Source organism: Bacteroides sp. 1_1_30, assembly GCF_020982715.1.
In the GTDB taxonomy this organism is placed as follows: domain Bacteria; phylum Bacteroidota; class Bacteroidia; order Bacteroidales; family Bacteroidaceae; genus Bacteroides; species Bacteroides xylanisolvens.
Window position 1 is genome coordinate 1 of record NZ_JAJKHN010000054.1, and the last position, 11,733, is coordinate 11,733.

Below are 11,733 nucleotides of genomic sequence, written 5' to 3' on the forward strand. Positions count from 1 at the left end.
CCCCCCCCCCCCCCCCCCCCCCCCCCCCCCCCCCCCCCCCCTATTTTTTTTCAAGCACAAGACGGCATACGAGATTAGCCATGGTCTCGTGGGCTCGGAGATGTGTATAAGAGACAGACAATTGGTAATCTCCAATCCCATGTGTTATTTCTCTATAATATGAAATTTCTATCTTATTTTTTTTAACTTCAAAAGTAATTTTTTTGTCAAACGTAGAAGCTAAAGCCCAGTATTTACCTATTATCCTCACAAATTCATCAAAAGCAGACTCTATATCAATATCAGTGAAGTTGAATCCAAATGCTTTCAATAAAGCTAACAACTTTGTAAAGTCTGAATCATAAGTTAGATATTTGCCTGCAAATCTTTGATTTAGTATTATATTTTGGGCCCTTATTAGTTTATTAGCATTAACTATACGTTCCTTTATTATACGCAAATTACTTTCTACAGTTTCTCTATTATCCATCGATGAAATTATGATATCTGATAGTATGTCACAGATTTTGTGGTATTTCTCCAAATCTTTATCCAATAACACATTAGTAATATACCATTTCACTTTTTCCTTTAAAGAATAGATATATTCTTTGCTGTTTGAGAATTTGCTTATATAACCTATAAAATCAGTCTTTTCTCCATAAATATGCGCATATATATTCTTGATATTATCAATATCACAAACTGAAATAATTTTGTCTAAACAAAACTTGTTACCTCCACAGGTTGTTTCAAATTCGACAACACCTGGTGTATGTCTATCAAAATGAGCTGAAAATACATTTAGAATTCTAAAGATGTGAGCAGGATCTATTCTGTCAAGATCTTCTATAATCAACACCACTTTCTTACTGGAACACTTCGCTTTATATTCGTGAATTATATCACATATCAATTGCGAAATAGCATCAAACTCGTATATTGATCCTTTTAAAGCTTCAAATTGGGTAATATATAATTCAGATGTTTTATCAACAGACACAAATCGTTCCTTATACGTATCAAATTTATTCTTGACTTCTTTCAGTTTTTTAATTACGCTAGTAATATTAATATCAACCCCATAGAAATTTATATCAGGGATTACACTTAAAATGTTGAAAAGTTTATCTCCTGGATTGGTCGTGAAAAAGTAATAGAACAATGAAGCAGTATTCAATTCTATTTCATTGATATTAATTTCCTCACTTGAGAGTAGTCTGATTAATATATCCCTTTTTATCAATTCGAATATATCTTTATTATCCATAACCTGGTAATTCACTGGATATATAGGAATAAACAAATATTCTTCAGAATAATCCTTCATAAAGTTGCTAATAAAATAGCTTTTTCCATTTCCAAATTTAGCAGATAGTATACATCTTGAATTTGCATCAAGATATTGTTTAAAGTCCTTAAGATAAGGTTCTATCGGAATCATGTTTTCTTCTGTATTCATGCTTTTATTATTTTTTTTCAAAAGTAATAATATTACAAATTAGAACAATGAATTTCCATTTATTTTCTTTCTAATAAGTTCCTGCACTCCATTATATATTTCATATAGCTGCTTCAATGTCTCTGGGCCTTCCCATTCAGAGAAATTTCCATCATGGAAGAAACGATACTCAAAAACGCGGGTAGCTGTCGTACCAAGGTTTAGGCTTTCGAATGTTTCCCTTACTATGTGCAGCTTGTCTAATATTTCAGCGTTTCGATCTTCTGATTCATCTGAAATATCCTCAATATCTAGCCTGGAATAATCTACATTATCATCCACAGGCAGGGGCTTGTATCTACTCCTATACTGTGAAGTAGGAGAGGATGCGTTTAGCTTTATCATCTTCAAAACAAAGAAATCAAGTTCTGTATAGCCATTTCTTTTTGTCTCAAGTAATTTATCCAGTAACCTGCTTTTCTTTTGAAGGAGCGAACAAATGACCTCATTCAAGACGTCTGTTGCTTCGTCTGAAATACCAGCAAGCCCACAATGATACAAAGAGTAATCAAGCCAGCGTTCGTAGCGTTTAGTTATGTAATTATTTACTGCTTCACTTGCCATAATTTTAATTTTTTAAATTAAGTATGACATAGCAAAGAGAATACTTTAGTGTTTCAGTAACTTACAAATAACAAATGCCGGATTTTTTCTTCAAAATCCGGCGCAACACCATTCTTTTACAAAGATAGAAAAAATATTGAAGAGAAAATTAATTCAGCGAATATTTTAAAAAGGTAATGGACCATCATCTTTAATTTGATTATCTATAGAGAATGGCACTTTGGTTTTAGAGATTGAAGAAGAACCAAGTTTCGTACCGATGGGTTCACCAGGCATGGGAATACATATGTCTTCCTCTGGATTTGAAAAGCGACAGAATTCGCCTTTGAATCGCAATAATATTTCACCTAGTGCACCGTTACGATGCTTAGCAATAATTACTTCTGCCATACCTCGCATATCGTTTCCTCGATCATCTTGAAAAATCTTATAATATTCTGGCCGATGTAAAAAAAGAACCATATCAGAATCATCGCATAATGTACCACTATCACGTAAATCTATTAACTGAGGACGTTTAGCATCAATCCCTTCACGAGATTCAATTGCCCGATTCAATTGCGATGTAATAATAATAGGAATATTCAGCTCTTTTGCTAAAGATTTTAATCTTCTTGTGAAGTAATTTATTTCCGAATATCTATTCTCTGTATATTTGATGTCATTATATAACAATTGAACATAGTCGATAGCAATCAACTTAACACCCTTTTCTTTTACTAAATAATGTGCCTTATTACACAAAATATCCATTTTCATAAGTGGTGAGTCATCTACATAAAGAGGAGCGTCTTGCAAATCTTTTAGTTTATAGTCCAATTGCTGCCACTCATAACAGGCAAGCTGTCCGCTCTTGATTTTCTCACTTGGAATTTCGCAGACATTGGTGATAAGACGATTGACTAACTGCACATTGCTCATTTCAAGAGAAAACAAAGCGACTGGAATTCTGAAGTTGACCGCCATATTTCTTAGCATAGATATAATAAATGCTGTTTTCCCCATTGCAGGACGTGCTCCTATAGTAATCAAATCACCATTCTGCCAGCCACATGTCATTTTATCCAATCTAGTGAATCCACTTTCCAAACCACTTAGTCCATCAGTTCGTGTAGCTGCCTTCTGAATTAGTTTATAGACTTCATCAATCACGGGGTTAATCTGAATACAATCATGTTCCGTATTTAATGAGGATATATCAGTCAGCTTTCCTCTGATTTCCGAAATTAAATCTTCTACATCTTGGGTTTCATCGAATACTTTTAAGCGAATATCTGTTGCAAGTGCAAGTAATTGGCGGGATATATACTTTTGTGCAATGATTCGGGCGTGATACTGCGTTTGAGACGATGATGCTACTTTGCTACTCAAGTGAGTTATATAAGCTGGTCCTCCAATTTTATCTAATTCGCCTCGTTTGCTAAGTTGCTCCTTTACAGTTAGAATATCTATCGGCATTTGATTGACCGCGAGGGTAATTATTGCAGCATATATCAGTTGATGTCGATATTCATAAAAAGATTCTGGACGAAGAATATCACTTATTAACGCATAAGCCTTTTTGTCAGTCATTAATGTACCCAATACAGCTTTTTCTAATTCAGGTGCGTAAAGAAGGTTCATGTTAAATTGATTATCATCTTCTTGTTGCTGTTTTTTTTCTTTCATGGTTTTTTGTTTTTTTATAATAGTTTTCAAAGATACAATTATCTTCGACTTTTACCTCCGATTTCCACAACATTAAACATTTCGTTAACTCGATCGGCAATATATTCCCCATATTTTAAATGAATCTCTTCCGGAAATAAATTAGTAGTCACGAATGTTGTACAACTTCTCCTGTTGTCGTATCTCATTTGAAGTATGTACTGTATCACATCCATCTCTGTCCCGTAATGCTTTACCTTAGGCTCTCGTCCGACTTCATCCAGACCTAACGCTATTCCATTTGAACCGTCATAACTTAAGATTCCGTCAATGCCTTTCTTGCAATACTGGTTAGCTACGAAAGCTGCTGCCTCTATCGGGAATCCTCCCTGTAGGTAATATCCTGTTTTGTCTTTTCCGTTGCTATACCTGTCATACATCTGTATGATTTTCAATATGCAGGATTTTCCGGTTCCTACAGAACCATATAGCCACAATCCTTTGCTGCGGTCTAAAACGTTCGACCCTCCGATGAGATATAAAAAAATCTCATTCATGATTTCGCGATTTCGATCGTCAACGCAAAAATTTGGGCATACATATAAACAACATCTTCGGAACAAATTCATCGAATTCTTAAAAGCAATCGGGTCATAGCTTGATGGTCCGCACTTTAATTTTTGTTTCTGAATCTGTATCTGTTCTCTTACTTTTTCCATCTTTTTTGTTGCTTAGTTCTAATTTCAACCATCGGGCAAAGTGAGACATCGCGCCTTTTGGCGACTTTGTCGTTTCACCCTCATTTTGTAGTTTCATAAAGAATTGCTTCAAACACTCGTAAAAGGCTTCTATCGTAAATTCATCATAACCGGAAGAACGAGTATTCATCGTTACAGTTTCCGCCCATGACTGATTAGATTTCAGTTCCTGATAGCATTCTTCTAAAGACTTATCGAAAAAACTATCTTCCGGAAACAGCTCTCCCACGCATGCGCGTGAGAGAGTTATAGTCTTATTGTCTTTAGTCTTATTATTAATGTTTACCGTTTTACTTACTCTTTTACTTACTCTTTTACTTACCTCTTTACTTACCGTTTTACTTTCGTCAAGTAAGTAATAAACTGGCGATTTCGCATTCTTCTTACCCGATTCGAAGGTTATTAAACCTTTTTGCTGCAATCTGTTCCTAACTTCAATGACGGTTTTCTCTGATATACCGGTTGCGAGGACGATAGTCTTGTTGGGATGCTCAAACGGATTCTGCCAACCCCGAATATTGCACTCATTCAAGAGATAGAAGTACAAAAAGACTTCGTTCGGGCTGAATTCTACACTTCGATTCATCTTCCAAAATTGGTTTATATAATCTATATAGGTCATTGTATGCTATGCCGTCAGTTTCTGACGTATTAAGTTCATATTTTTTTTCACGAGTCCGATAATACGGTTATGGTACTCGGTATTACTATTGCAGGCTCCACGGGACTGAACAATACTGAATGTTTTTAAATTGACCTCTACGGTCTCAATATGTTTCTTGCCGATTCGAGCAGAAAGAATGAGTGAATCCTTTTCTTTATAATATTTATTTGTAAAGACGCAATGGTGCATGATTTCACCTTCTTGTTGAAACTCTTCAAGACTTTTGAGCGGTACTACGACTATTTTACCATCAGACATTTTTAGGTCAAAGAACTTCGATTTTTCTTTGATATAATTCTCTGCATCCTTCTTGAGTTTAAGCAATTGTTGCATTTCTTTAGCCTTGCGTTCTTTTTCATCATCACGTTTCTTTCTCGCCACATACAAGTCATGGGCTTTTTTTAGATTCTTAGGACAAACGTAATGGGCGTTATGCAGATCCTTACGATAATGTTCAAGTAGTTTCAGATAATCAAACCACATGGAAACATCCTTAATCCGATATTTATTTCGAAGGCAAATTTTAATAGACGGCCAATACATATCAATCTTGTAACGGTGTCCCTCGAAATGATCTATTAATTCATAACGTCTTGCCTTTAGAAGTGTTTCAGCCTTGGGAGAATGGGGAATTATATTGGTAGCAGTAAGAAATGACATACCGCGTAATTTACAATCTATACCCATTTGAATATACTTAGGTCTAAAGACGGAGGCTGGATGATAGCGTTCACAATAAACATCATTACTACAACTGTAATAATATGATCCAACAACTTTATTACGTATCTCCAAATCTCCACACCATCCACAATGTCCCGTATTGTTAGCACGAGCTACTACCTCCCGGTTGCCATCATCTTTTATCCAATGTTGCAGTATCTCACGAATAAAATAACGAGGATTCGCTTCTGCCTGATAGTAAGCAATCAATTCAAAGCTTCGGATAACTTGGAATTCCTCACAAATTTCTGCCTTGCCAATAAACATTGTCTGTTTATTGATACGCTTCCTCGACTGTTCTATTTTCAAAGACGTATCACAATGAGGACAAACAGCACGTTTACGTTTTACAAGTTCCGGAGCGAAGCGTTGGCCGCACTCCATACAGATAATACGTGACTTGGTTGCATATCCTATATGTTTCAAACACTCATTCTTAGCCCAGTCAATCATCAAACTCTCAATATTAGGTAGCTGGCTACTTAAATTAACAACTCTAAGCTGTAACTTTGTTCTTGGTCTCATAAGTCTTCAAATAATAAAAATTGTCCGGAAGGTATTTCCTTTTTCTTTCCTTTACGTTTATTATTAGCAATCTGCTCCGGTTTGGGCTTCTCAATAGATGGTATAAGTTCCTTTTTCTTTTCAGGTCGATTAGAAACAACTGCTTTTGTTGCAGGCTGCTTACTAACTTTGATATCATCTTCATCATAGTAATGAACTGCCAATCCGAATACTTCATCGTCAGACATACATACAACACTACCACCGCGTTTTTTTGCTTCTCCTATGATATAGTTGTAACATTCATCAATATTTTTGTTTGGCTTTGTGTAGGAAGTGACAAAGAGGGGATCACTCTTTGCTCTCTCTTCCAAATACGATTGAATAACCTGTTTAGGTGATTGATATTCTTTTCCCATAGCATTAATAATTAATTGATAAAGGCATTAATAGATAAGTCAAGCTACGAACTTCTTCATCGCAGCGGGTAAAGATTGAGGCTTTTGATGGATCACTCATGCTGATAGTAATATCTTCCGAAGGAATGTTATTTATCATTTCTATTAAGAAGCTGCTCTTAAAACCAATTTCAATATTACAGCCTGACTGCAGGGTGATCGTTTCTTCTGCTGATTTAGAAAAGTCTAAATCATGAGTTTCAATTTTAAGAGAAGTAGAATCAAACTTGAGTACCACCAAGGATGAGGATTCGGAACAGAAGACAGATACACGCTTTAGAGCTGATACTATATCAGTCTTCTTTAATACTGCACGATTAGGTTGTTTTTGAGGGATAACAGCACGATAATTAGGGAACCGGCCTTCGATCATACGACAGATTAACCGGTATGAATCAAATTCAATTAAAATATTGGTCTTGTTTACCGAGATTTCTACTTCCATGCAATCTTCCGGAACAATGTTAGAAAGTACTTTAGCAAACTTGCTTGGTAGGATGAAAGCCGCCCGCTCTTTTCGTGTGTAAGGAGACGGATTCTCAATCATCGCTAGACGAGTGCCATCAGTTGCAACAAAAGACATAGAATCCAGGCCTATATCAAAATAAACTCCGTTCAGTACTGGGCGAAGTTCATCATTAGCACTACAAAACAATACTTGCCTTATTCCGTATAATAGATCGTTGCCTGATACGAGAATTGGGCTGGCAGTATCATCCGTGCTCATAGATGGGTATTGATCTCCTTTTTCAAGTGGTATTGAGAACTTACCGTTTGCATACTTAACAATCAACTCCTTTTCGAGGATGGATATAATCAAGGGTTGTTCGGGAATCTCTTTTAATCCGTCAAGTAATGTTTTGGCATTAGCCATAAAAGTGTAATTGGTGAAGTCTGCGGCACCATCAATGTTTGTAGAGATGCGTCCTCCTTCTTCTCCTGCGGTTACTAGAATGACTCCAAATTCATCGACAACAAACAAAAAGTTGTCATAGGCAGGTAATGAGTTTTTAGGCTGTATAATTCGCCCGACTGATTTTAGCTTATCTGATAAAGCTGTTTTTGATACTGTAATTTCCATGCGTCATTGTTTTTTGGCGCATAACATAAAGAGGAGATAGGTTTCAGTAATTAAAAGCTATTGAATTGTATAGGAACAACAAAAGCCGGATAAAATCATTGTTTTATCCAGCTCAACACCATTATGTCTGCAAATATAGAGAGAGTTTTTGTATTTGCAAACGTTTCAGTCTTTTTTTTCTTCTTTTTTTTGCAATAAATCCAATACAGCGCGATTTGCCTTGTCGCAAATACTATAATCTATATCAATGTAGATATCAGCCATTTTATAGTCATTGTTCACATGGCCGAGGCAGAAGTCGATGTCAGCTTTTGGTACTCCGGCTTTATTTCTTGCTAAACTAGCCCATGTGTGGCGAGCCCAATTAGTAGTAACTTTAAAATCAATCTCTAAATTCAAGCAAATGTCTTTCAGCCCATTATTAATTGCACGCATGAAATTATTCAAGTTACAATAGTTGGTATGAAAGTAGGAGAGGAAATAACCCTCTGTGTATTTATCAAGGAGGATGCGGAGTTCTGGTTCTATTTTTATCGAAAGCGGTATTTGTTCATGATTGTTCCGCGTTTTTGTTTTTGAACGTGTGTATTCCAGCCTTCCACGACGTTCACATGATATACTATATAGATCATTGATATTGATTCCCATCATATAGAACATCATCATAAAGACATCACGAGCCATATTAGTACATTTCTTATCAGACTGAAAATCTCGGATTTTTAATAAGGTGTTGGTATCTATATTCTTCCGTTTTCTCCGATACTCCGGGATTTCAACTTTCTTGAATGGGTCGCCGGGAATCCTTATAATATCAAAGTCTTCGTTATTATAATAGAGTTTTGCTTTGTTATACAATGCTCTTATCCCCCTAAGATAGTGGCTTACCGTGCCTGGTTCTAAAGGTGTGCCGGCAGGTCCAGAGTGATATAAGTCTTTGATCATCTTATTCAGCAGGAATGAAGTGATAAGTTTTATATCTATCTTTTTTCTTTTCATGTACCAACATAGGGTATCGATAGAGGATCTGTACCAATCGGCAGTTTTTCTCTTTTCCGTTTGAATTACTATATTTTGGGTAAACTCTACGAAGTCTATAAATTCGGCATCAGGAACTAATGATTTTTCTATTTCTTCTTTTAGGTCCTTACATGACATAAATTGGGTTCTTTCTTGTCCTAGCTTCAAATACTCTCTCCTGATCTTTTGGATATACGCATTTATTTCGTACTCTATCATTTCACTGTTTGGTACGTTGGGTAGGATCCGGCCGGAGGCGTCCATGTTTTCTGGGCGGATATAGTAGCTGGTTGCTATATACTGGGATTCTCTATTATGATAGATTCTAATTTTTATATTTGATGTTCCATCTTGTTTTATATGTCTTCCTGTTTGGAAAACGATCGCTTTAAATGTTGCCATACTGTTTTAATGTTTTTTAAATGTTTAAAATTGCATTAAACAGCTTGAATCGGGGTAATTTGATAGGAGATTGCTTTAATTTCCCCTAAACGGATGCAAATAGAGAAACATGTTCAAAGATAGTTCAAAGAAATACCCTCTTTATTTGCCCCAAAACGGGGTATAATTGTGTCTAATTTACATAAACGAAAAAAGCCGATACAAACTGTATCAGCTCGACACCATTCAATTTTTCTTGACTTGATTTTTTCGTCGGGGTAGCGGGATTCGAACCCACGACCCCCTGCTCCCAAAGCAGGTGCGCTAACCGGACTGCGCTACACCCCGAAAAACTTTGAACTTAATAACCCTCTTTTTGTAGTCGGGGTAGCGGGATTCGAACCCACGACCCCCTGCTCCCAAAGCAGGTGCGCTAACCGGACTGCGCTACACCCCGCTACTTTTTTGAAGGGTTGTTCTTTTCAAAAGCGGTGCAAAGATAGGGAGTATTTTTTAATTAACAATAGCTAAACGAATGTTTTTTATCTATTATTTTTCAATGCCTTGAATCTCATAGCTTTGCGTCTTTACTTTTTTTCTTGGCAGAGATCAAAAGCATCATCGGACGCCGTAATTCATCTTTCATGCCCGGGATGGTATCCAGCAATCTTTCGTCCGGTTGTGGCTCTATAAGTTCGCATATCTCAAATCCGGTTTGAAGGAGTCCGTTTATATACGTAGTCAGCGTTTTGTGGTATTTGACAACTTCTTCGCCCAGAAAGATTGCTGTGCGCCTGCCTTCCGTAAAATAGCGATCTACCGGCCAATGGATAGGCTTCCCGTCCTGGTCGTAATGCCATTCCTGATTGCCATAGGCTGTAAATACCGGATGTTCTACGGAGAAGACGAAGGTGCCTCCCGGAGTCAGGCAGTTATTGATTTTCCGGCATATATCCGTAAAAGATTCGAGATAATGGAAGGTTAACGAACTGATGACAATGTCATAAGTATCCGGCTGGAAATCAAAGTCCTCGATAGCCATGCATTGGTATTCAATGAATGGAGAAGGATTCCTTTTCCGGGCTTCTTCGAGCATCTTCTTCGAAATATCAATTCCGGTAACGTGTGTCGCTCCGTGTTCTATCGCATAGACGCAATGCCAACCGAATCCGCAGCCTAAGTCTAAAACTCTTTTCCCTGCAAAATCGGGGAGCATTTTCTGCAATACATGCCATTCTCCGGCTCCTTTCAAGCCTTCCACCGAGCGGGACATTTGAGAATATTGACTGAAGAAATCGCTATTGTCGTATTTGTTTTCTTTCATAATTTAATAAGAGGATGAGTTGAATGAAAGCACAAATATATGATTTAATTTATATATTTATAGAAAAGGTATACATAAATCAGGGCAACCGTCTCAAAAGTTTGTTTCATTAGAGCACAGATTTGAATTAAATGCTACATAGTGAAAAATATCCATCATGCTATCATTCATTTTAATAGTATTCTCATTGTCAAAAGAATAAGTATGATAGATAGCTTTAAAAAAAGGTATCTATCATACTTTTACCAGCAAAAACAGGTTGTCTATCATCAATAGAATAGTCGAATAAAGGCCCTATATGCATAAGATAGCTTGTTTTTGTTGCAATGAATCCGTATAAATCCGATGATCACGGCTTAATAATCCAACTTTAATGGCGATAAGTTTATAGCCCACACCTGTAAACCGTGCAGCCCGCATCTGTAGGCTGTACAGTTTGCAGGTGTGGGCTGTACAGCCTGCATACGTGGGCTATATAAATACCACCATTCCCAATAGATTATTAAGCTGTCAAATACAGGTTATCATCCTATAAAACGTGTATCCCTATGCCTTTAAATGGGTAATCTCACCTAATACTACACTAAAAATAGACAAAGTATAGGCATGATAGATAGCCGTTTTTTTGCAATAAAAGTATGATAGATACCTTTTTTAAAGCTATCTATCATACTTATTCTTTTGATAATGAGAATACTATTAAAATGAATGATAGCATGATGGATATTTTTTCACTATGTAACTATTCAATTTAAATCTTGTATCGGAATGAACAAGTCCATAGTGGTATATTGGGGGTGTGGTTTCTTTGTACACGAATAATTTGTGAGTATGAACTATCTTTCAATGTTTTCTGTTCTATAAATAAGAATTTTAAAATGAAAAGCCTTATGAAAACAAGAAAACAAAAAGAAACAGGTGAAAAAGAAGTCCACTTGTTAGAGCAAAAAGGATATGAAAAAATGGTGAATGAGATTGTCCCCGTTCAACAGGCGGAAGTATATCGCAAGCCGACTCATAAAGCAGTCAAAGAAGCTGTTAAGGAGTTAAATCCGGATACAAATAGTCTGGGCAGTAGAGGATGATTTATCCTCTGCTGCCCAGATTAATCCATCGTATTAAAGGATCC

Annotated in this window: 11 protein-coding genes and 2 tRNA genes; 1 reads left to right on the top strand and 12 read right to left on the bottom strand. The window is 36.5% G+C overall.

What is annotated here, in order from left to right:
• Window positions 1-40 precede the first annotated feature (40 nt).
• The 12 genes from LPH68_RS16145 to LPH68_RS16200 form a co-directional block, all read right to left on the bottom strand.
• Window positions 41-1,441: a P-loop NTPase fold protein gene (locus tag LPH68_RS16145; RefSeq protein ID WP_230296985.1), complete on the bottom strand. Its 1,401-nt coding sequence runs from the start codon at window positions 1,439-1,441 to the stop codon at window positions 41-43.
• A 39-nt stretch (window positions 1,442-1,480) separates the two neighbouring features.
• Window positions 1,481-2,044 carry a hypothetical protein gene (locus LPH68_RS16150; RefSeq protein ID WP_117610571.1) on the bottom strand — a complete coding sequence of 188 codons (564 nt, stop codon included), beginning with the start codon at window positions 2,042-2,044 and terminating at the stop codon, window positions 1,481-1,483.
• Window positions 2,045-2,209: 165 nt separating this feature from the next.
• On the bottom strand, window positions 2,210-3,712 hold the full coding sequence (dnaB, locus tag LPH68_RS16155; protein WP_117610570.1) for a replicative DNA helicase: 1,503 nt from the start codon (window positions 3,710-3,712) through the stop codon (window positions 2,210-2,212).
• Between the two features lie 38 nt (window positions 3,713-3,750).
• The gene (locus tag LPH68_RS16160; RefSeq protein WP_004303073.1) at window positions 3,751-4,248 is read right to left on the bottom strand and encodes a hypothetical protein; all 498 of its coding nucleotides are present in this window, start codon (window positions 4,246-4,248) and stop codon (window positions 3,751-3,753) included.
• Window positions 4,249-4,342: 94 nt separating this feature from the next.
• Window positions 4,343-5,035: a hypothetical protein gene (locus LPH68_RS16165; protein ID WP_117610588.1), complete on the bottom strand. Its 693-nt coding sequence runs from the start codon at window positions 5,033-5,035 to the stop codon at window positions 4,343-4,345.
• A 42-nt stretch (window positions 5,036-5,077) separates the two neighbouring features.
• Window positions 5,078-6,361, bottom strand: coding sequence for a PcfJ domain-containing protein (locus tag LPH68_RS16170; RefSeq protein WP_117610569.1), 1,284 nt, complete (start codon window positions 6,359-6,361; stop codon window positions 5,078-5,080).
• Window positions 6,358-6,759: a PcfK-like family protein gene (locus LPH68_RS16175; protein WP_117610568.1), complete on the bottom strand. Its 402-nt coding sequence runs from the start codon at window positions 6,757-6,759 to the stop codon at window positions 6,358-6,360. Before LPH68_RS16175 ends, LPH68_RS16170 begins: the two co-directional genes overlap by 4 nt.
• A gap of 4 nt (window positions 6,760-6,763) precedes the next feature.
• Window positions 6,764-7,879 carry a DNA polymerase III subunit beta gene (gene dnaN / locus LPH68_RS16180; RefSeq protein WP_117610567.1) on the bottom strand — a complete coding sequence of 372 codons (1,116 nt, stop codon included), beginning with the start codon at window positions 7,877-7,879 and terminating at the stop codon, window positions 6,764-6,766.
• A gap of 165 nt (window positions 7,880-8,044) precedes the next feature.
• Complete coding sequence (locus LPH68_RS16185) at window positions 8,045-9,301, bottom strand: phage integrase SAM-like domain-containing protein (RefSeq protein ID WP_117610566.1); 1,257 nt, start codon at window positions 9,299-9,301, stop codon at window positions 8,045-8,047.
• A gap of 252 nt (window positions 9,302-9,553) precedes the next feature.
• A tRNA-Pro gene (locus tag LPH68_RS16190) sits at window positions 9,554-9,628 on the bottom strand.
• A 34-nt stretch (window positions 9,629-9,662) separates the two neighbouring features.
• Window positions 9,663-9,737: transfer RNA gene (locus LPH68_RS16195), tRNA-Pro, on the bottom strand.
• 114 nt (window positions 9,738-9,851) lie between these two features.
• Window positions 9,852-10,604: a bifunctional 2-polyprenyl-6-hydroxyphenol methylase/3-demethylubiquinol 3-O-methyltransferase UbiG gene (locus LPH68_RS16200; RefSeq protein WP_120069716.1), complete on the bottom strand. Its 753-nt coding sequence runs from the start codon at window positions 10,602-10,604 to the stop codon at window positions 9,852-9,854.
• An 890-nt stretch (window positions 10,605-11,494) separates the two neighbouring features.
• Between LPH68_RS16200 and LPH68_RS16205 the strand changes: the two genes are divergently transcribed.
• Window positions 11,495-11,689: a hypothetical protein gene (locus tag LPH68_RS16205; protein WP_008022408.1), complete on the top strand. Its 195-nt coding sequence runs from the start codon at window positions 11,495-11,497 to the stop codon at window positions 11,687-11,689.
• The last annotated feature ends 44 nt before the right edge of the window (window positions 11,690-11,733 follow it).

What these genes read in the sequence shown, in the direction of transcription:
- LPH68_RS16175 (WP_117610568.1), bottom strand. Translation starts at nt 6,759, where the DNA reads ATGGGAAAAGAATATCAATCACCTAAACAGGTTATTCAATCGTATTTG.
- LPH68_RS16145 (WP_230296985.1), bottom strand. Translation starts at nt 1,441, where the DNA reads ATGAATACAGAAGAAAACATGATTCCGATAGAACCTTATCTTAAGGAC.
- LPH68_RS16170 (WP_117610569.1), bottom strand. Translation starts at nt 6,361, where the DNA reads ATGAGACCAAGAACAAAGTTACAGCTTAGAGTTGTTAATTTAAGTAGC.
- LPH68_RS16200 (WP_120069716.1), bottom strand. Translation starts at nt 10,604, where the DNA reads ATGAAAGAAAACAAATACGACAATAGCGATTTCTTCAGTCAATATTCT.
- LPH68_RS16185 (WP_117610566.1), bottom strand. Translation starts at nt 9,301, where the DNA reads ATGGCAACATTTAAAGCGATCGTTTTCCAAACAGGAAGACATATAAAA.
- LPH68_RS16160 (WP_004303073.1), bottom strand. Translation starts at nt 4,248, where the DNA reads ATGAATGAGATTTTTTTATATCTCATCGGAGGGTCGAACGTTTTAGAC.
- LPH68_RS16205 (WP_008022408.1), top strand. Translation starts at nt 11,495, where the DNA reads ATGAAAACAAGAAAACAAAAAGAAACAGGTGAAAAAGAAGTCCACTTG.
- LPH68_RS16165 (WP_117610588.1), bottom strand. Translation starts at nt 5,035, where the DNA reads ATGAATCGAAGTGTAGAATTCAGCCCGAACGAAGTCTTTTTGTACTTC.
- LPH68_RS16150 (WP_117610571.1), bottom strand. Translation starts at nt 2,044, where the DNA reads ATGGCAAGTGAAGCAGTAAATAATTACATAACTAAACGCTACGAACGC.
- dnaB (WP_117610570.1), bottom strand. Translation starts at nt 3,712, where the DNA reads ATGAAAGAAAAAAAACAGCAACAAGAAGATGATAATCAATTTAACATG.
- dnaN (WP_117610567.1), bottom strand. Translation starts at nt 7,879, where the DNA reads ATGGAAATTACAGTATCAAAAACAGCTTTATCAGATAAGCTAAAATCA.